Here is a 17,933-nt window from a genome sequence, read left to right as displayed (position 1 = left end):
CGCCCGCCGGGCGACGAAGACTCACCGCAAGAACACCAGATCTCCCGCGCGACGAGTGCGTGGTCTCCAGCGCGCAGAGCGAGGGTGGCGGTGCCGGGGTCGGGGAAGCGAGCGGTCGGCCGAGGGAGGAACGACCGAGTGCCGTGCGAGCGGCCGACGCCGGCGCCGCCGCCCGAGCGGACCCCTCAGTCGGGGATGCCGAGGCAGACGGCGATCGGCTGGCCGTGGCGAAACAGCGTGACCGGCCCGTCCTCGCTCACCACGAAGGCCACGGTGTGGTCGTGGTCCCACGTGTACCGAGCAGCCGAGCGGTGCCGCATGCCGGCTTCGAGGTGGATCGCCGCCTCGGAGTCGACGGAGCTGCGCAGGCCCACACCGAGCGCGCCGACATCGCCGTTCGACGCCACGAGGGTGGCGAGGTCGGTCTGTGCGAGCACGGCGAACAGCGCGGGATAGTGGTGGCGCGACATCACACTGAGGTTCGGTGACGGGAGGGCCGCGGTCAGGTCGAGGCCGTGGTCGTCGTGGTCCTGGGGGTCGAGGTCGAGCAGGAACGTCGCGCCGATGTGCGCCGGGCTCAGCCAGTGCACCGCCAGTTCGAGGAGACCTTCGAGCAGCCTGGCCGGGGCCTCGGGCACCGCGGCCCGCACGGAGGACAGGTACACCCGAGCGGAGGGCCGGTGCAGCCAGCGGTGCCCGTTCCACTCGACGACGCCGGTCGGCGTGAACACCCGGGTCACGCCCATCACGGTGCGCTGGACGATCGCCGCGCCGGTCGACTGCTCGATCTCGGCCAGGTCGGCCTCGTACTGGATGGTCCGTCGGAAACACGCGAGCTGCGTCGATCCGTCGGCGCGACGCACGACGAAGGACGACCGTCCGTCGGAGAACCGTCGGGCCTGTTCGATCGGCATGTCGAGGTCGAGCAGTTCGACCAGGTTGTCGATCTTCACCAGCGAGCGCTCGCCCGGCAGCACGAACGAGCCGTAGAGCATCGTGCGGTTCTCGTGGATCGGTGGTCTCCACGCGTACTCGAGTTCGGTGAGGAGCAGGTCGACTTCCTCGGGCGTTCCGGGCAGCGTGACCCCGTCGTCCTCGAGTTCCTCGCGCAGCCGTTCGTGCGCTCTCGTCAACTCGACCACACGGGTCACGCTACTGGCACCCCGCTCGCGAGGTCGTGCGGCCGCGACAGGCGTCGCCCACCCGGATCAGGTCGGAAGCGACTGCTGCCAGGCCGACGACAGCGCGGCGTAGCGGCCGCCCTGTGCCACGAGTTCGTCGTGGGTTCCGAGTTCGGCGAGCTCGCCGGCATCGATCACGGCGATGCGGTCCGCGGTGCGGATCGTCGAGAGCCGGTGCGCGACCACGATGGTGGTCCGGCCGGTCATCAGCTTCTCGAGGGCGGCCTCCACGATCAGTTCCGTTCCGGGGTCGAGGCTGCTCGTCGCTTCGTCGAGCACCAGCACCGCCGGGTCGACGAGAGCAGCGCGGGCCAGCGACACCAGTTGCCGTTCCCCCGCCGACAGGCGCGAGCCGCGTTCGCGGACCTCGGTGTGGATGCCGTCCTCGAACTCCTCGAACCGGTCGAGCGCGCCGATGGCGTCGAGGGCCTCACGCAACTCGTCGTCGGTCGCCCCCGCCTTCGCGATGCGAACGTTGTCGGCGATCGACCCGCCGAACAGGAAACCTTCCTGGGGCACCACCACGACGCGCTGGCGGAGTGAGTCGAGGGTGGCGTCACGCAGGTCGACCCCCCCGAACGAGATGGCGCCGACGGTCGGGTCGTAGAGCCGTGCCATCAACTTGGCCAGGGTCGACTTGCCGGCGCCGGTCGGCCCGACGAGCGCCAGACGTTCACCGTCGCCGACCGTGATCGTGACGTCGCGCAACACCGACGCCTCGGTGTTCGGGTAGGCGAAACCGATCCCGTCGACCACCAGCTCGCCACGTTCGGGCAGGTCGAGTGGACCGCCTTCGACCTCGGGCTGTGTGTCGAGGATGGTGAACAGCTTGTCGAGCGCGGCAGCCGACGACTGGACCGTGTTGTAGAGCTGCGACAGCTGCTGCACCGGCTCGAACAACTGGGACAGCAGCAGGACGAAGGCCACGACCGTGCCGATCTCGATCGCGTCCATCCCGACCAGCCAGCCGCCGACCCCGATGGTGATCGCCGTCGCGAAGATGCCCATGGCCTCGACCAGACCGAAGTACCAGGTGGACACGCGGATGCTGCGCACGTGCGACCGGTAGAGCGAGCGGTTCGAGGAGACGAACTGGCGGGTCTGCTGACCCTCCTGGGCGTACGCCTGGATCACTCGGACGCCGGAGATCCCCTCCTGAAGCTCGGACAGGTTCTGGCCGACCCGTTCACGGACTTCGAGGTACGCCTCGTTCGAGTCGCGCTGGAACTTGCGCGACCCGATGATGATCACCGGCATCACCAGCAGTGCGCCGATCGTCAACTGCCACGACATCGCCAGCATCAACCCGAGTGCGATCACGATGAGGAACACGGCGGCGATCAACTGCAGCAGCCCCCACTGGACCAGTTCGCCCATGGACTCGATGTCGGCCGTCATGCGCGAGATCAGCACGCCCGACTGGTACCGGTCGAAGAATCCGAGCGACTGCTTCTGGATGTGATCGAACGTGCGGACCCGCAGCGACTGCAGGAACCCCTCCCCCGCCCGGTTGACGAAGATGTACTGTTGGCGAGCCGCCAGGTACCCGATCACCACGACCACCACGTAGGCGAGCACCGCGTTGCGCAAGACGGTTCGATCGTTCGCGACGATGCCGTTGTCGATGCCGTAGCCGACGATCACCGGCCCGAGCAGCAGCCCGAGCGTCGACAGCAGGACGAAGCCGAGAGCAGCCAGGATCGTGCGGCGGAACGGCGCGGCCATCCGGATCGCACGACGCAGCACGGCGCGGGTCTGGTCCTTGTCGAGCTTGTCGTCGTCGGCGACGCCACCCACGCGGAACACGTCAGTCCCCCGCCACGACCCCGACGGCGCCGATGACGTCGTCCGCAGCGTCGGCTCCGGACGGAGATTCCATCGCGGCGAGGACGTCGCGGTACCGCGGCTCACTCGCCAGGAGTCGGTCGTGAGGTCCGCTCGCCACGACGCGCCCGCCGTCGAGCAGCACGACGGTGTCGGCGAGTGCGATCGTTCCGGGCCGGTGCGCGATGACGATCGTGGTCCGCCCGTCCATGACCGTCGACATCGCCGAGCGGATCTCGTGCTCCTTGGACGGGTCGACGGCGGACGTGGCGTCGTCGAGGACCAGGATGCGCGGGTCGGCGAGGATCGCACGGGCGATCGCGATCCGCTGTCGCTGGCCGCCCGACAGCGAGAAGCCACGTTCGCCGAGCATCGTGTCGTACGCGTCGGGCAGGCCCATCACGAAGTCGTGGGCACCCGCGAGTCGCGCCGCCCGCTCGATGGTGGCGCCGTCGGCCTCGGGGTCGGCGAAGGCGATGTTGGCGCGCACCGTGTCGTGGAACAGCAGGGTGTCCTCGAAGACGATGCCGACGGCACGTCGGAGGTCGTGCAGGCTCAACTCGCGGATGTCGACCCCGTCGATCGACACCGAGCCCGCATGCACGTCGTAGAACCGCACGAGGAGGCGCGCCACGGTCGACTTGCCCGATCCGGTCGCCCCGACGATGGCCACGGACTCGCCCGGCGCCATGTCGAGCGTGAAGCCGGCGAGCACCGGACCTGCGTCGGCGGCGTCGGGCGCCTCGTACCCGAACGTGACGTCGCGGAACGACACGGCGCCGAACCCGTCGGTCGGGCGGTCGCCCTTCCCGGTGGGAAGGGTCGTGGGACGATCCGGGTCCCGGACCTGGGAGTCGACGTCGAGGACCTCGTTGATCCGCTGCAGAGCAGCAGCGGCGCGCTGCGCGAAAGCGATCGTCATCCCGATCATCCGCAGCGGCGTGACGAGAAGGGCGACGAACACGTTGAACTGCACGAGCCCGCCGAGGGTGAGGTCGCCGTCGATCACCCGGTTGCCACCGAACCAGAGCACCGCGACCAACCCCACCTGGGGCAGGAGTTCCATGGCCGGGAGGTACACGGCGCGGATGCGGGCCGCAGCGATCGACTCCCGGCGGATGTCGTCGGCGGCGAGCTCCAGCTTGGCGGACTGCACGCGCTCGGCACCGAAGCCCTTGATGACGCGGACGCCGCCCACGGACTCCTCGACCACCGTCGCGAGTTCGGCCTGCTCGGCCTGGACGGAGAGCATCGCGGGATGGATGGCACTCGAGAAGCGCGCACCGAGCACCTGGATCAGGGGCAGGGAGATCAGGGCGAGCAGAGCGAGGAACCAGTCGGTGACGAACAGGATCACCACGACGGACGCGATCATCGCCATGTTCGACAGCGTGATCGGGATCATCACCACGAACATCTGGATCGAGTTGAGGTCGCTCGACGAACGGCTCATCAACTGCCCGGTCTGGGCCCGGTCGTGGTAGCCGATGTGCAGCGACATGATGTGGCTGAACAGGCGTTCGCGCAGACGGGTCTCGGTCCAGCGAGCCTCGCGGAATGCGTAGAACCGACGGAAGGCGGTGAACGTGCCGGCGACGAGGCCGGCCGCGGCGATCAGCCCCGCCCACAGCCACAGGCGGTCGTCCTCACGGATCCCGCGGTCGATGCCCAAGCGGATCAGCAGTGGCGAAGCGACCTTCCCGATGGTCCACAACAGACCGATCAACGTTCCGATGATCAGGTTGCGTCGTTGCGCCCGCAGCGTGAGCCACAGCAGACCCCACTTCGACGACACGGGCTTCGTCGTTGCGGTCGTGGAGGCGCGGTCGGACATGGATGGTGGCGGAAGTGATCAGCCGAGGAGTTCGGCGACTCGACTCTTGGGTCGTCCGATGATGGCCGTGTCCTTCGTGACGACGAGCGGCCGCTGCAACAACTGCTTGTGCTTCACCAGGATGTCGACGATCTGATCGTCGGTGGCAACGTCGTCATCGGTGAGCTCGAGCTTCTTGAACTTGCTGTCTCGGCGAACCAGGTCGGTGGCCGGATCCTCCAGCTTGGCGATGATCGCGCGCAACGTGTCGGCATCGGGTGGGTCCTTGATGTAGAGCACGACGTCGTGTTCGACGCCGAGTTCTTCGGCAATGCGCACGGCATTGACGGAAGAGTTTCAATGTTGGTTGTGGTAGATCGTGACTCGATCGTTCGTGGGGGACATGGCGTCGAGACTACGCCGATGTGATCCGATCCCACTGATCGGTTCGGCGGCCCTCCGATGCCGGCTCGATGTCGGCCGATCAGTCGTCGGTGTGCAACGACACCTCGTCGAGTCGGCCCGTCGACACGTCGTACACGAAGCCGCGTACGTACTCCTTGTGCGGCACGAAGGGCGTCATCTCGAGACGCTTCATCGACTGACGCACGTCGAGGTACGGGTCCTCGAAGGACTCGACGGCCCACCAGGGCTTCACGCCGAGTTCGGATTCGAGTTCGGACTTGAGGCCGTCCTCGGTGACCAACATGAGACCGCAGTCGGTGTGGTGGACGAGCACGATCTCGCGTGTGCCGAGGTAGCGCTGCGACAGGCACAGCGAGCGGATCACGTCATCGGTGATCACGCCGCCTGCGTTGCGGATGATGTGGGCTTCGCCGTGGCCGAGGCCGAGGAGAGCGAAGATGTCCATCCGCGAGTCCATGCAGGTCACGACGGCCATGCGGCGCGTCGGGCTGACCTGGAGGTCCTGATCGGCGAATCCCTCGGCGAAGCGTTCGTTGCCCGCGACGAGTTCGTCGGCCGTCGGTGTGAACGGCGTGTCGGTGTCTGACGATGAGGAGGCCACGCCAAGAGTGTGACACCCCCTGCGTACTGTTCGTCAAACCAACTCCCTCCCCCGTTCCGTTCCGGGCACGCGCCCGACGAATCCCACAGGGGGACCCATGCACCACCACCGCCCACTCCGTCACCGTTCCCACTCCGGACGCCGCTCCGGCATCGCCTCACCGTGGCCTGCGCTCGGCGCCGTGACCGGCGTGCGACTCCCGGTCGCCGACGTCGACGCGATCGACGATCCGAGTCTGGCGCTCACGCTGATCGGGGAACTGGCGTCCGATCCGCCCGCCCACGAGACGCTGGTGATCCTGCTCGACACCGAGCGCCGGGGGTCGACCATCATGATCATCCACGGAACGGTGGACAACGATTCGGTCCTGCACGTGGCCGACCACGTCATCGAGCGGGGGCACCGCATCGATCACATCGGTGCGGTGATCATCGCGTCGATGCGACCGGGCGGCTCGGACGAACTCGACGACATCGACCGCTGGCTCACCATCGACGAGCAACTCGGGCTCGTCGGCATCGAGTTGGTCGAATGGTTCGTCATCGGACGATCCGTCTCGTGCCCGCGCGCCCTCCTCGGCGACGCTCCCCGCTGGGCCGCATGAGCTCGCCGACCGATCGGCGTATCGCAACGCGTGATACATTGATGCGCGTGGCTTCCGAACTCGCCTTCCCTGTGTCGGTCCGACTCGACCTCGAGTCGTTCGGCTCCCTTCGGCGACTCGAAGCGACCGGCCTGTCCCGCTCCGATGCCATCCGCCAGGCACTCGTCGCCGCCGCGGACCGGCTGTGGGAGCCCGAGGTCTTGGCGGCGGAGGCGGCGGAGCTGATGAACGATTCCGTCGACCGAGCTGAGATGCGCCGGCTCGACGCGGAACTCGACGGCCTCGACGAACCGATCGGTGGGGTCTCCGATGCTTCGGGGTGACGTCGTGCGGCTTCGGATCGGCCGCACGGTCGGTCACGAGCAGTCCGGGACTCGACCCGGCGTGGTCGTCCAGTCCAATGCGTTGCTTCGGTGGTCGACCGTGCTCGTCGCACCACTCTCGACAGGAGCCCAGCCGAGTTCGTTCCGTCCCGAGGTCGAGGTCGATGGCATTGCGACCCGCGTGCTCACCGATCAACTCCGAGCGGCCGACATCAGCCGGATCGGCGACGTCGTCGGGCATCTCTCGGTGAGCGAGATGTGGTCGCTGGAACGGGCGATGGGACGAGTGCTCGACCTGTAGCGACGACTCGGACCGCCAGAGGTCAGGGGTCCGAGGTCTGGGCGGCTGTCGTCCGTGCCCGCCGCTCGCTCGGGCTGAGCCGGAGCCCCGCCGCCCGGAGACGCCGCACGAGTTCCCTGCTCTCCGTCACCACGGCACCCGCCGAGATCATGTCGTCGCGGTACTCCTCGGGAATGTCGAAGTGGTCGCCCTGGAATGCCCGGCGGGGGATGTCGAGCGCATCGGTGAACTCGAACAGTTCGTCGTACGACACGTCGCTCACCAGGTGGCACCACTTGCGCCCCTGGAACCACCAGCGGGCTTCGTCGATGAGGATCGCCACGTGCCGAGCATGCCACGACCGGGTCGGCATGCGCGAGACTCCATCCGTGCCCGACGACCCCGGCGAACCCGCCTCGACCGACCTCGCCGCACCCGGCGACCCGTTGGCCGAGGAACGTGCCCAGTGGGTGGAACTCGTCGGCGACGACGCCGTGCTGGACGGTCTCGTCCGCCGACACCGCGAGCGCCACCGCCGCTATCACACGCTCGGCCACGTGCTCGCCGTCGTCCGTCACGTCGACGAACTGGCATCGGTCGAGGCGATCGGGGATCTCGGAGCCGTGGTGGCTGCGGCCTGGTTCCACGACGCCGTGTACGAGCCCCGCTCGTCGGCGAACGAACGTGCGAGCGCCCGGCTGGCGCGACGCGACCTGACGAAACTCGGATGGGCCGGCGAGCGCGTGGAGTCGGTGGCCACGATGGTCGAGGGCACCACGCATCATCGCGATCCGGACGATCTCGGCACCGCCGTGCTCTACGACGCCGACCTGGCGATCCTCGGCGCAGCGCCCGACGAGTACTCCGCCTACGTGGCGAACGTGCGAGCCGAGTACGCCCACGTGGACGATGTGGCGTGGGCCGCCGGCCGCTCGGACGTCTTGGCCGCATTCATCGGCCGCACCCGGATCTTCTCCACCGGCACCGGCTACGCCAGGTGGGAGTCGTCCGCCCGGACGAACGTCGAATCGGAGATCGCGCAACTCCGACGCTGATCACCGACCGTCCCGGGCATGGTCGAGTCGGTCGGCCCGACGTCCGACTCGTGGGCTGCTAGTCCGGGCGAGGCCGACGAGGAGGGTTCACCGGGATCGGGATGAGTGCCGGCTCGGGCTCGCGCTGCGTTGCGATCACACCGCCGATGGCCGCAGCAGCAGCCCCGACGGCGACGATGATCGTGATCAACATGAGATGACCGTACCCCAATGGCGTGGGTGTCGGACGACGCTTCTCGATGTTCACCAGGTGTTGTCGAACGTGCGTCGGCGACTCACGAGATCCACCGACGGTGCGTCCGCCTGCAAGAATGACGTCATGACCGATCTCGAGACGATGCCCCAGATCGACTTCGACACGATCACGGATTCCGAGAACGAGACGAGCGAGCCCACGTCGGCCCACATCGTCAAGGCCGGACCCGGCGAGAACGGTGCCGCGATCGTGCTCGAAGCCCGTGTCATGGGCACCCCGATCGAAGCGCTCTGCGGCTTCGTGTGGGTGCCGTCGAAGGATCCGAAGCAACTGCCGGTGTGCCAGAAGTGCAAGGACGTCTACGAGATGTACAAGTCGTTCAGCGACAACGTCAACCGCGACACCCCCGTCGATTGAGCAATCCGCTACGCATCCGCCAGGCGGTGCGTGCCGTCGTCACCACCCCGGACCACTCGATCCTCCTCGTCCGATTCGAGTTCCCCACCGCGACCGTCTGGGCGCTGCCCGGTGGCGGGCTCGACCCCGGCGAGGATCACCTCACGGCGCTGCATCGCGAACTCCACGAGGAGGTCGGACTCGTCGGTGCCGAGATCGGCCCGCACGTGTGGACACGCGAGCAGATCATCGAGTTCATCGACGGCAACTGGGACGGTCAGCGCGACGTGTACCACCATGTGCCGGTGCCGGCCCGATTCGAACCGACGCCCGCCCTGAGCTGGGATCAACTCAGGGCGGAACGTCTGCACGAGTTGCGCTGGTGGACGATCGACGAGATCGATCACGCGACGACGAGTGGCGTGCGCTTCGCCCCAGGTCGCCTCGGTGGTCTGGTCCGTGCCCTGAGCACCGACGGTGCACCGTCGACCCCGATCGAGACGGGCGTCTGAGGACGACCGGAATCCGCCGCCCACCGGGCGAGGTCAGCGTCGGTGGTGGCTGGTGCGCACGATCGCCGACTGCTGGGCCAGTCCCAGGAGTCGGCCGTCCTCACTCCACAACTGCGCGGTCGAGTGGCCGACCGAGCGGTGGAAGCCGTCGGCTTCGAGGTCGATCAGCACCCAGTCGCTCGGCGTGGGGTCGACGACACGGATCGTGTTGTCGAGGCTCGTCCCTCCCGGTGGCACGCCCAGTGACGCGCACACCACGAGCGGACCGAGGTCGGCGACAAAGCCCTGCGTCGCCGGGCTGCCGATCCCCTGGTCGAACATCCGCACCCACATCGCGAGTCCGTCGGTCTGGGGTTCACCGACCGCCTCGTGGGCGAACTTGCCGGCGGCGATCCGACGCTCGAACGAGCCGAAGAACGACGCCGACACTCCGGTCTGGAAGATCTCGTCGAACGGGCGGGAGTCGTGCGGGCCGGGCACGTCGGGCATGGTGGCGAAGGCATTCTCGTCGCCGGCCGGTCGCACGTTGTGGGCACACACCGAGGCGAGGACGACCTGCCCGTCCACCGATCCGGTCACCTGCGTCTGCGTGGTCGCGCGCCCGGCTGCGGCGATGTTCACCTCGAACTCCACCACCTCGCCCGGCGTCGGGGAACCGACGTACTGCGTCGTGATCCACTGCAGCGGCCGACCCGTCGCCCGCTCCGACGCCTCCACCGACGCTGCGATGCCCGAACCGCCGTAGAGGAAGGCGAACGGCGTACACAGTTCGGAGCGGACGTCGAGTCGGAACGACGTCGCTGTCGCCCCGTCGGCCAGTTCGAGCAGGTCGAATCGCGCGAGCGGCACGCCACCGTCGAGGTCGGGCACATGATCGATCGCATCGGACACCCGGTCAGCGTCGCATCTCACCTCGCACCCCCGGAAACCGGTGGGGTGTGACCGTTGCGACGGTGTGGCAGGCTCGGCGACGTGAAGATCACCGACGTCACCACGTTCGTCATCAAGAATCCCCCGCCGGCGTTCGGGGGCCGGTACTTCATCGTCGTCAAGCTCACCACGGACACCGGGATCGTGGGGTACGGAGAGATCTACGCCGCCACGTTCGGCCCGCACACCATCTCCGCCATGGTCGACGACGTCGCAGCGCGCTGGGTGATCGACCAGGATCCGAACCGGATCGAGCTGATGTGGCGACGGATCTACTCGAGCGGATACGCACTGCGACCCGACCCGACACTCGTGGGCATCATGAGTGGGCTGGAGATGGCGTGCTGGGACATCGTCGGCAAGGACGCCGGCAAGCCGATCCACGACCTGCTCGGCGGCCGGGTCCACGAGAAGCTCCGCACGTACACGTACCTGTATCCGAGTGCCGGGTACCGCGAGGTCTACACCAACCCGGACCATGCGGCAGCCCGGGCCGTGAACGAGATCGAGCGCGGGTTCACGGCGTTGAAGTTCGATCCCGCCGGTCCCTACACCGCGTTCGACGGCCACATGCCGAGCCAGGACGACATCGCGAACTCGGTGCAGATGATCGCGAGACTGCGCGGCGCGGTCGGACCGAAGGCCGACCTGCTGTTCGGGACCCACGGACAGTTCACCGCCGCAGGAGCCATCCGCCTGGCTCGGGAACTCGAGCCGTTCGACCCGCTGTGGTTCGAGGAGCCGTGCGCTCCCGACCTGCCCCACGAGATGGCGCGCGTCGCGTCGCACACGACGATTCCGATCGCCACCGGCGAGCGTCTGACCACGGTGTCGGAGTTCGCGGCTCTCGGTCGACACCAGGCGGCGTCGATCTGGCAGCCGAACCTGGGGCGCTGCGGGGGCATCCTCGCGGGCAAGAAGATCGCGGCGATCGCGGAGGTCAACGGCTGCCAGATCGCACCGCACCTCTATTCGGGGCCGATCCTCGGAGCTGCCAACGTGCAACTCGCCGCGACCCTTCCGAACCTGCTGATCATCGAGGGCATCCGCGAGTGGAACGGTTTCCACGCCGACCTGCTCAACACTCCGATCGTGTGGGAGGACGGCTACGTGATCCCGCCGACCGCGCCGGGACTGGGTGTCGAACTGAACGAGGAGGTCGCTCTGGCCAACCCGTGGCCGGAGGGCGACGGCGGCCCACTCCACCTGTCGATGGTCTCCGACCCGGTGCGATGACGATCGCACTCGTCGTCCTCGGTGTCGCGGTCGTCGCGTTCATCGTCGAGATCATCGCCGAGGTCGTGTTCGAGATCTTCGGCCAACTGCTGTTCGAACTCGTGGTGGAGGGGGTCCGCAAGGCATTCGGACTCGGAGGGCGATCGGTGAGGGTCGCCGCCGGATCCACGGGTCCGTCACTGTCGCTGCGGACCGGCGCCGGCCGCGTGATGTGGGTGGTGGCGATCGCGATCGGCGCCTCGTTCGGCGTGTGGCGAGGCAGCCGGGCCGACACCGTGACGTGGGGTTTCGTCGTGGCCGCCGCCGTCGTCGTCGTGACCGTGATCGCCGCGCAGCGACCGTCTCGCGGTGTCGAGCCGGACTCGCGATGGAGACGGCTGGTGTTCTGGTGGCCGAGCGACCGGCTGTACTGGTTCGCCGCGGCCAACGGTTCCTTCGTGGTCGGCTACCTCGTTGCTCTCACCTTCCTGACGGGCGGTTCGGAACCGATGTGAGCCGTAGCCTCCGTTGCGATGGTCTACGTCGAACCCGAGTTCCTGCCGTGGGACGGGCGGCGGGTGCCGATCACGTTCGTCGGCGGCTACCTGGGCGCCGGCAAGACCACGGCGATCAACGAGATCCTCGCGGAAACCGATCGTCCGATCGCCGTGATCGTCAACGACGTGGGTGCGATCAACATCGACGCGAAGCTGATCCGCCAGCGGTCGGGCGACACGATCGAGCTGGCCGACGGGTGCGTCTGCTGTTCGTCGATCGACGGCTTCGGCGCAGCGTTCGATCAGATCCGCGAGCGCGTCGAGCCGCCTGAGCACGTCATCGTCGAACTGAGCGGCGTGGCCGAACCGGCCAACGTCGTCCCGTGGGGGCAGTCGGCCGGATTCCTCCTCGACGGTGTCGTGGTCGTGGTCGCCGTCGACCAGGTGCTCGACGACGACATGCCCGAGTGGGTCCGCACGCACCTCGACCGACAGATCGTCGAGGCCGACCTGCTCGTGCTCACCAAGACCGATCTGGCCGACGCCGGGGCGATCGAGTCGGCAGCGGCACGACTCGCCGACCTCGCGCCGGGCGTCACGGTGGTCGACGCCGGCCGCCATCGACGCGAACCCGGATCACTCGGACGGTTCCTCGCTCTCGGCGGTCACCGGGCCGGCGACGCCGCCCGGGTCCCCGGACCCACCCTCTTCGATCTCCACCAGATCGACACGATCCCGGTCGACGGGCCGCTCGACCGCGCCGGCATCGATGCACTGATCGATTCGCTCCCGCTGCACGTCGGCGGCCGCATCGCTCGCGCCAAGGGCGTGATCGACACGCCCGACGGTCCGGTCCTCGTGCAGGTCGTCGGCAACCGACGCGACGTCACCCGCCTGCTGCCACCGGAGTTCCAGGCGCCGACCGACCTCGTCGTGATCTCGCTCCCCCGTTGAACCGTTGAACCGGGCGCGCTGCGCCCGGCAGTGCGACGTCGGGCCGGAGACGAGTCGGATGTCGCACCCGTTCCCGCGCGGTGGTCGCGCACGAAGCCACCTACCATCGAAGGCTCCGCTGCCATGCAACCCGGTTCGTCGCGGACTCGTTTCGAATGGAGACCCACCTGATGACCATCGTTCCCGCTCTCGAAGTCATGATCCTGTTCGCCGGTGCCTGGATGCTCGCGTGGGTCGTGCGTCGGGTCATCCGTGCCTCGACTCGTCGCGCCGTCCGCCTCGCTCAGGAGCGTCCCGGCACCTGGCGGCTCCGTCTGCCACGGGTCAGCGAGGTCGACACCGAGGTCGAGACACGACGACGGCAGCGGGCCGACGCCGCAGCGCGCATGTTCGGCCACATCGTCACGTCGTTCATCTTCGTGGCCGCAGCGTTCATCGGGCTGCAACTGGTCGGGGTCAACCCGGTGTACGCGGTGTCGAGTGCCGGTTTCCTCGGGGTGGCGATCGCACTGTCGTGCCAGGAGATCATCCGCAACGTGCTGACCGGCACCCTGGCGCTGCTCGAGGACCGCTACGCCGTCGGCGACGACGTGCTCCTGGCACTCGGTGGCAACGAGGTCCGCGGGACGGTCGACCTGATGGGTCCGGCCTCCATCCGTCTGCGCACGGCCGACGGTGCGACGTGGCACGCGGGTCACTCGTCGATCGACTCCGTCACCAACTTCTCCCAGGTCGCGGCGGTCGCGGAACTGATGGTGCCGACCGAACAGTGGAACGACGTGGAGGACGTGGCGGCCAAGCGACTCGCCGCAGCATCCAACGACGTCGGGCTGACCGGTGTGATCTTCCTTCCCGAACTGACCGCGATGGCGCATCCGACGGGTGTCACCACCGTGCAGGTCCGGTCGAACAAGCCACTGTCCGACGGCCAGAAGGAGTCGTTGCACGAGCGACTCGTCGAGTCGACCGATTCACGCTGACGGTCCGCCGGACGGGTCCCCCTCGACGAGACGGCGTCAGACCCCGCGCGCGTCGATCACGCCCTGGTCCAGCGGCTCGATCATGATGCACTCACCCGGGCATTCCTCGGCTGCCTCGACGGCATCGTCGATCTTCCCGTCGGGGATCCGGGCGACGCCCTTGCCCATGTCGGGTCCGTGACCCGGGCCGTCAGCACCGTCGAAGACGATCGTCGTCCCGAAGTGGCTGGCCTCCTCCTTCACGACCCAGAGTCCGTCGTCTCTCGCCTGGAAGACATCCGGGCAGATCTCGGAACAGATGCCGTCCCCCGTACAGAGATCCTGATCGATCCAGACCATCAGTTGTGCCATCGGTGTCTCAACCCTTTCGAAGAAGTCGTCGTGAGCGAGGGTAGGCGAAGCTCGGCGGACCGAAACATCAACGGAAGTCACGGCTGACGGTCCTGCCGGGCATCGGGAGCACGGCGAGGTGATCGGCGACGATGTTGATGACGCCTTCGGAACGTTCGAGGCGGCCGCGGATCAGCATCGCCGGAGCACCGCGGGCGACCGTTCGGAACCGGGCCCAGCAGCCTTTCGACACCACGACGTTGATCAACCCGAACTCGTCCTCCAGATTGAGGAACGTGGTGCCCTGTGCGGTCATCGGACGTTGACGGTGGGTGACCACGCCGGCCACCCGGACCGTGGAGGTCGGTTCGGCATCCCACAGGTCCTTCGACGTGAGCACCCCGAGTCGGTCCATCTCCTGGCGCACGAAGATCGTCGGATGCCCCTCGGGTGACACGCCGGTGGCCCACAGGTCGGCCACGGCGACCTCGACCGGTGTCATCCCCGGCAGGCGCGGTGCGTCGACTCCGGTGACCATCCCTTCCAATCGACCCGGCCTCGACTGCGAGGTGGCCCCGACGGTCCACAGCGACTCACGGCGATCGAGGTCGAAGCACTCCTGGAACGCGCCCGCCGTCGCGAGTGCTTCGAGGTTGCCGAGGGTGAGCGACGGCACCCGACGCACCAGATCCTCCGTGCCGGTGAACACGCCGTCACGCTCGCGGGCGTCGACCATCGCCTCGGCCAGGTCGGCCCCGATCGAGCGCACCGACCCCAACCCCAACCGCACCGCCAGCCCCGTCGCCAACGACTCCTCCACTCCTCCGCTCCCGGGAGTTCCCGGCTCCTGTCGACGATTCGACGTGGCGAATCCGTGCGCTGTCGGGCGGGCGGTGGAACCCAGTGAACCTTCGCACGGTTCCAGGGTCGCTCCGGCGCCGGACGCGTTGAGGTCGGGGGTGTGCACGACCACACCGTGGCGGCGGGCGTCCTGGACCAGGGTGTGCGGCGACCAGAAGCCCATCGGCTGCGCGTTGAGGAGTGCCGCACAGAACGCAGCGGGTTCGTAGTGCTTGATCCACGACGAGGCGTAGACCAGGTAGGCGAACGACACCGAGTGCGACTCGGGGAAGCCGTAGTTGGCGAACGCCTTGAGCTTGGTGAACAACTCGTCCGCGATGTCCCCCTCGATCCCGTTCTCCTTCATCCCTGCGTACAGCCGTTGGCGCAGTGCCTCCATCCGACGCGCCGACCGCTTCGAGCCCATCGCCTGTCGCAACTCGTCGGCCTCGGCAGGGCTGAAGTTCGCCACGTCCATCGCCATCTGCATCATCTGCTCCTGGAACAGCGGCACGCCGAGCGTCTTGGCGAGCGAGTTCTCCAACAGCGGGTGCAGGTACGTGACCTGCTCCTGGCCGTTGCGCCGGCGGATGTACGGGTGCACCGAGCCGCCCTGGATCGGGCCCGGCCGGATCAGCGCCACCTCCACCACGAGGTCGTAGAACTTGCGCGGCTTGAGGCGTGGGAGCGTCGCCATCTGGGCGCGCGACTCGATCTGGAACACGCCGACCGTGTCGGCCCGACACAGCATCGAGTAGACGTCGTCGTCCTGGGGGATGGTGGCGAGGTCGATCTCGTAGCCCCGGTGATCGTGGATCAGGTCGACGGCGTAGTGCAACGCGGAGAGCATCCCGAGGCCGAGCAGGTCGAACTTCACCAACCCGGTGGCGGCACAGTCCTCCTTGTCCCACTGCAGGACCGAGCGCTTCTCCATGCGCCCCCACTCGACCGGGCACACCTCCACCACCGGCCGGTCGGCGATGACCATGCCGCCGGAGTGGATGCCCAGGTGGCGCGGCGCGTCCTCGATCTCGGCGGCCAGGGCCAGCACCGTCGGCGGGATCGTGCAACCGGGTTGCTCGGCGGTGGCAGCCACGTTGCCCCACGCATCGACCTCCTTGGCCCACGCATCCTGCTGACCCGGCTCGTAGCCGAGCGCCTTGGCCATGTCGCGGATCGACGAGCGCGACCGGTAGGTGATGACGTTGGCGACCTGTGCGGTGTGGTGGCGCCCGTACGTCGCGTACACGTACTGGATCACCTCCTCTCTCCTGTCGCTCTCGATGTCGATGTCGATGTCGGGCGGCCCGTCACGTTCCGGTGAGAGGAAGCGTTCGAACAGCAGGCCGAGCGACACCGCATCGGCTGCGGTGACGCCGATCGCGTAGCAGACCGCCGAGTTCGCCGCGCTCCCGCGTCCCTGGCAGTAGATGTTCGAGCGACGGCAGAACTCGACGAGGTCCCACACGATGAGGAAGTAGCCGGCGAAGTCGAGTTGTTCGATCAGGGCGAGTTCGTGGTCGATCGTCTTCCACGCACGCGCCCGCAGCGACAGGTCCTCGCCGGGCGGTGGCCGCGTGCCGTAGCGACGGGCTGCTCCCTGCGCCACGATCTCGCGCAGGTATTCCATCTCCGTCAACGTCTCGCGATCCGGCTCCGTCGACGTCTCACGATCGACTCCGGGATCCGGCACCGGCGCGACGATGGCGTCGCTCCCTGTGCCGGACACCGGACGCACCGGGCACGGGAAGGGCGGCAGGTTCGGGGCGACGAGGGACAGGTCGAACGCCGCAGCGCGGCCGATCTCCGACGAGGTCTCGACCGCACCGGGATATCTGGCGAAGCGTGTGGCCTGCTCGGCACCGGAACGCAAGTGGGCACCGGCCGACGACGGGAGCCACGCATCGATCTCGGCGAGGCTGCGTCGCGAGCGGACGGCGGCGAGTGCGGTGGCGAGCCGGCGTTGGGCGGGGGTGGCGTAGTGCACGTTGTTCGTGGCCACGCACGCCACGCCCATCCGCCGGGCGATCTCGTACAGCGCGTCGTTGCGTGTCGTGTCGGCCGGATCACCGTGGTCCCACAGTTCGACGAGCACCCGGTCGCGGCCGAATGCATCGACGAGGCGTTCGAGTTCACGACGGGCAGCGTCCACGCCGTGGTTCACCAGCGCCGCCGGGACCGCGCCCTTGCGGCACCCGGTCAGTACCCAGCCGTGCGTGCCGGTCGGGCCGACCAGGCCCGAGTCGCCGCCGCCCACCAGGTCGTCGAACGCGAACTGCGGCGCTCCCTTCTCGCCTGCCAGGTGCCCTTGGCTCAGGATCCGTGACAGACGTGCGTACCCGGTCGGACCGTCGGCGAGGACGAGCACATGGGTGCCGGCCGGATCGGGGGCGTGGGAGTCGGGGACGAGCCCGGTGTCGACCTGGACGAGCGTGTCGGCTTCCGAGCGGGCGACGCTCCCTTCGATCAGTCGGCCGTCACGTCGAGCGGTGAGTGTGATCTCCGCGCCGAACACGGTGGCCAGGCCGACCGCTCGGGCCGCCTCGGCGAAGCGGACCACGCCGTAGAAGCCGTTGTGGTCGGTGACCGCCAACGCCTCCAACCCCAGCCGGGCCGCCTCGACCGCCAGTTCTTCGGGATGCGACGCACCATCGAGGAACGAGAAGTTCGTGTGGCAGTGCAACTCCGCATACGGATGTACGGGATCGACCGCCCGGGAGGTCAGGTCGTCGGGTGCTTCGAACGGCTGGCGCTTGCGGCTCCATGCGGGGCTGTCGCCGCCGCCGTTCCACGACGGAGAGCCGGGGGCACGCCCGTCGCGACCGGTACGCGGCGCCTGTGGGGTGCGGCCCCGGTCGGAGAGCGCACCTTCCAGTTCGCCCCACGTCCAGGACGGGTTGTTGAATCCCATCCACCACAGTATCGAACGTATGTGCTACGAACGCAAGTTCGATCTGATCACCCCAGCTCACCCGC

At 68.2% G+C, this 17,933-nt stretch carries 20 protein-coding genes; 10 read left to right on the top strand and 10 right to left on the bottom strand.

Annotated features, from left to right (window positions below; genetic code table 11):
- Nucleotides 1–185: 185 nt before the first annotated feature.
- From ABJK40_RS17220 to ABJK40_RS17200, 5 genes are all read right to left on the bottom strand, one after another.
- Nucleotides 186–1,142 (bottom strand): diadenylate cyclase, encoded by a 957-nt coding sequence (locus tag ABJK40_RS17220; protein ID WP_348510351.1) that lies wholly within the window; start codon nt 1,140–1,142, stop codon nt 186–188.
- A gap of 66 nt (nt 1,143–1,208) precedes the next feature.
- Complete coding sequence (locus ABJK40_RS17215; protein WP_348510350.1) at nt 1,209–2,978, bottom strand: ABC transporter ATP-binding protein; 1,770 nt, start codon at nt 2,976–2,978, stop codon at nt 1,209–1,211.
- A gap of 10 nt (nt 2,979–2,988) precedes the next feature.
- Nucleotides 2,989–4,839, bottom strand: a complete 1,851-nt coding sequence (locus ABJK40_RS17210; RefSeq protein WP_348483003.1) for an ABC transporter ATP-binding protein — start codon at nt 4,837–4,839, stop codon at nt 2,989–2,991.
- An 18-nt stretch (nt 4,840–4,857) separates the two neighbouring features.
- On the bottom strand, nt 4,858–5,157 hold the full coding sequence (locus ABJK40_RS17205; protein WP_348483004.1) for an ArsC/Spx/MgsR family protein: 300 nt from the start codon (nt 5,155–5,157) through the stop codon (nt 4,858–4,860).
- 145 nt (nt 5,158–5,302) lie between these two features.
- A complete protein-coding gene (locus ABJK40_RS17200) occupies nt 5,303–5,845 on the bottom strand; it encodes a carbonic anhydrase (protein ID WP_348483005.1) in 543 nt (180 codons plus the stop codon).
- Nucleotides 5,846–5,942: 97 nt separating this feature from the next.
- Between ABJK40_RS17200 and ABJK40_RS17195 the strand changes: the two genes are divergently transcribed.
- Genes ABJK40_RS17195 through ABJK40_RS17185 form a run of 3 tightly spaced genes read left to right on the top strand, consistent with a single transcriptional unit; the run spans nt 5,943 to nt 7,073 of the window.
- Nucleotides 5,943–6,449, top strand: a complete 507-nt coding sequence (locus ABJK40_RS17195; RefSeq protein ID WP_348510349.1) for a hypothetical protein — start codon at nt 5,943–5,945, stop codon at nt 6,447–6,449.
- A gap of 47 nt (nt 6,450–6,496) precedes the next feature.
- The gene (locus ABJK40_RS17190; protein ID WP_348483007.1) at nt 6,497–6,772 is read left to right on the top strand and encodes a hypothetical protein; all 276 of its coding nucleotides are present in this window, start codon (nt 6,497–6,499) and stop codon (nt 6,770–6,772) included.
- Between the two features lie 4 nt (nt 6,773–6,776).
- Nucleotides 6,777–7,073 carry a type II toxin-antitoxin system PemK/MazF family toxin gene (locus ABJK40_RS17185; protein ID WP_348483008.1) on the top strand — a complete coding sequence of 99 codons (297 nt, stop codon included), beginning with the start codon at nt 6,777–6,779 and terminating at the stop codon, nt 7,071–7,073.
- 22 nt (nt 7,074–7,095) lie between these two features.
- Here the strand turns inward: ABJK40_RS17185 and ABJK40_RS17180 are convergent, their stop codons facing one another.
- Nucleotides 7,096–7,395 (bottom strand): DUF4031 domain-containing protein, encoded by a 300-nt coding sequence (locus ABJK40_RS17180; RefSeq protein WP_348483009.1) that lies wholly within the window; start codon nt 7,393–7,395, stop codon nt 7,096–7,098.
- Nucleotides 7,396–7,441: 46 nt separating this feature from the next.
- On the opposite strand from ABJK40_RS17180, the gene ABJK40_RS17175 reads away from it, so the two are divergent.
- Complete coding sequence (locus tag ABJK40_RS17175; protein ID WP_348483010.1) at nt 7,442–8,107, top strand: metal-dependent phosphohydrolase; 666 nt, start codon at nt 7,442–7,444, stop codon at nt 8,105–8,107.
- 58 nt (nt 8,108–8,165) lie between these two features.
- Here ABJK40_RS17175 and ABJK40_RS17170 read toward each other — a convergent pair whose 3' ends face one another.
- Nucleotides 8,166–8,300: a hypothetical protein gene (locus ABJK40_RS17170; RefSeq protein WP_348483011.1), complete on the bottom strand. Its 135-nt coding sequence runs from the start codon at nt 8,298–8,300 to the stop codon at nt 8,166–8,168.
- A 126-nt stretch (nt 8,301–8,426) separates the two neighbouring features.
- Between ABJK40_RS17170 and ABJK40_RS17165 the strand changes: the two genes are divergently transcribed.
- Together ABJK40_RS17165 and ABJK40_RS17160 are read left to right on the top strand one after the other, a co-directional pair.
- Entirely contained in the window at nt 8,427–8,720 is a 294-nt protein-coding gene (locus tag ABJK40_RS17165; protein WP_348483012.1) for a DUF3039 domain-containing protein, read from the top strand.
- Nucleotides 8,717–9,211 carry an NUDIX domain-containing protein gene (locus ABJK40_RS17160; RefSeq protein WP_348483013.1) on the top strand — a complete coding sequence of 165 codons (495 nt, stop codon included), beginning with the start codon at nt 8,717–8,719 and terminating at the stop codon, nt 9,209–9,211. The genes ABJK40_RS17165 and ABJK40_RS17160 overlap by 4 nt, the downstream gene beginning before the upstream one ends.
- Nucleotides 9,212–9,244: 33 nt before the next feature.
- Here ABJK40_RS17160 and ABJK40_RS17155 read toward each other — a convergent pair whose 3' ends face one another.
- Nucleotides 9,245–10,102 carry a thioesterase family protein gene (locus tag ABJK40_RS17155; protein ID WP_348483014.1) on the bottom strand — a complete coding sequence of 286 codons (858 nt, stop codon included), beginning with the start codon at nt 10,100–10,102 and terminating at the stop codon, nt 9,245–9,247.
- Between the two features lie 81 nt (nt 10,103–10,183).
- On the opposite strand from ABJK40_RS17155, the gene ABJK40_RS17150 reads away from it, so the two are divergent.
- The 4 genes from ABJK40_RS17150 (at nt 10,184) to ABJK40_RS17135 (ending at nt 13,787) form a co-directional block, all read left to right on the top strand.
- Complete coding sequence (locus tag ABJK40_RS17150) at nt 10,184–11,377, top strand: mandelate racemase/muconate lactonizing enzyme family protein (RefSeq protein ID WP_348483015.1); 1,194 nt, start codon at nt 10,184–10,186, stop codon at nt 11,375–11,377.
- On the top strand, nt 11,374–11,871 hold the full coding sequence (locus tag ABJK40_RS17145; RefSeq protein ID WP_348483016.1) for a hypothetical protein: 498 nt from the start codon (nt 11,374–11,376) through the stop codon (nt 11,869–11,871). The genes ABJK40_RS17150 and ABJK40_RS17145 overlap by 4 nt, the downstream gene beginning before the upstream one ends.
- A gap of 18 nt (nt 11,872–11,889) precedes the next feature.
- Entirely contained in the window at nt 11,890–12,807 is a 918-nt protein-coding gene (locus ABJK40_RS17140; RefSeq protein ID WP_348483017.1) for a GTP-binding protein, read from the top strand.
- A 170-nt stretch (nt 12,808–12,977) separates the two neighbouring features.
- The gene (locus ABJK40_RS17135; protein ID WP_348483018.1) at nt 12,978–13,787 is read left to right on the top strand and encodes a mechanosensitive ion channel domain-containing protein; all 810 of its coding nucleotides are present in this window, start codon (nt 12,978–12,980) and stop codon (nt 13,785–13,787) included.
- A gap of 36 nt (nt 13,788–13,823) precedes the next feature.
- On the opposite strand, the gene ABJK40_RS17130 is transcribed toward ABJK40_RS17135, so the two are convergent.
- Both ABJK40_RS17130 and ABJK40_RS17125 read right to left on the bottom strand, forming a co-directional pair.
- On the bottom strand, nt 13,824–14,138 hold the full coding sequence (locus ABJK40_RS17130) for a ferredoxin (RefSeq protein WP_348483019.1): 315 nt from the start codon (nt 14,136–14,138) through the stop codon (nt 13,824–13,826).
- 67 nt (nt 14,139–14,205) lie between these two features.
- The gene (locus tag ABJK40_RS17125) at nt 14,206–17,868 is read right to left on the bottom strand and encodes an error-prone DNA polymerase (protein WP_348483020.1); all 3,663 of its coding nucleotides are present in this window, start codon (nt 17,866–17,868) and stop codon (nt 14,206–14,208) included.
- Nucleotides 17,869–17,933 lie beyond the last annotated feature (65 nt).

This window comes from Ilumatobacter sp. (assembly GCF_039969435.1).
Classification (GTDB): domain Bacteria; phylum Actinomycetota; class Acidimicrobiia; order Acidimicrobiales; family Ilumatobacteraceae; genus Ilumatobacter_A.
The sequence above is the reverse complement of the archived record's forward strand: the minus strand, read 5'-3'. Positions and strand labels throughout refer to the sequence as shown.

Bases quoted from the DNA above. Each gene is read 5' to 3' on its own strand.
- ABJK40_RS17210 (WP_348483003.1), bottom strand. From the start codon at position 4,839: ATGTCCGACCGCGCCTCCACGACCGCAACGACGAAGCCCGTGTCGTCG.
- ABJK40_RS17195 (WP_348510349.1), top strand. From the start codon at position 5,943: ATGCACCACCACCGCCCACTCCGTCACCGTTCCCACTCCGGACGCCGC.
- ABJK40_RS17170 (WP_348483011.1), bottom strand. From the start codon at position 8,300: ATGTTGATCACGATCATCGTCGCCGTCGGGGCTGCTGCTGCGGCCATC.
- ABJK40_RS17165 (WP_348483012.1), top strand. From the start codon at position 8,427: ATGACCGATCTCGAGACGATGCCCCAGATCGACTTCGACACGATCACG.
- ABJK40_RS17145 (WP_348483016.1), top strand. From the start codon at position 11,374: ATGACGATCGCACTCGTCGTCCTCGGTGTCGCGGTCGTCGCGTTCATC.
- ABJK40_RS17140 (WP_348483017.1), top strand. From the start codon at position 11,890: ATGGTCTACGTCGAACCCGAGTTCCTGCCGTGGGACGGGCGGCGGGTG.
- ABJK40_RS17135 (WP_348483018.1), top strand. From the start codon at position 12,978: ATGACCATCGTTCCCGCTCTCGAAGTCATGATCCTGTTCGCCGGTGCC.
- ABJK40_RS17130 (WP_348483019.1), bottom strand. From the start codon at position 14,138: ATGGCACAACTGATGGTCTGGATCGATCAGGATCTCTGTACGGGGGAC.
- ABJK40_RS17125 (WP_348483020.1), bottom strand. From the start codon at position 17,868: ATGGGATTCAACAACCCGTCCTGGACGTGGGGCGAACTGGAAGGTGCG.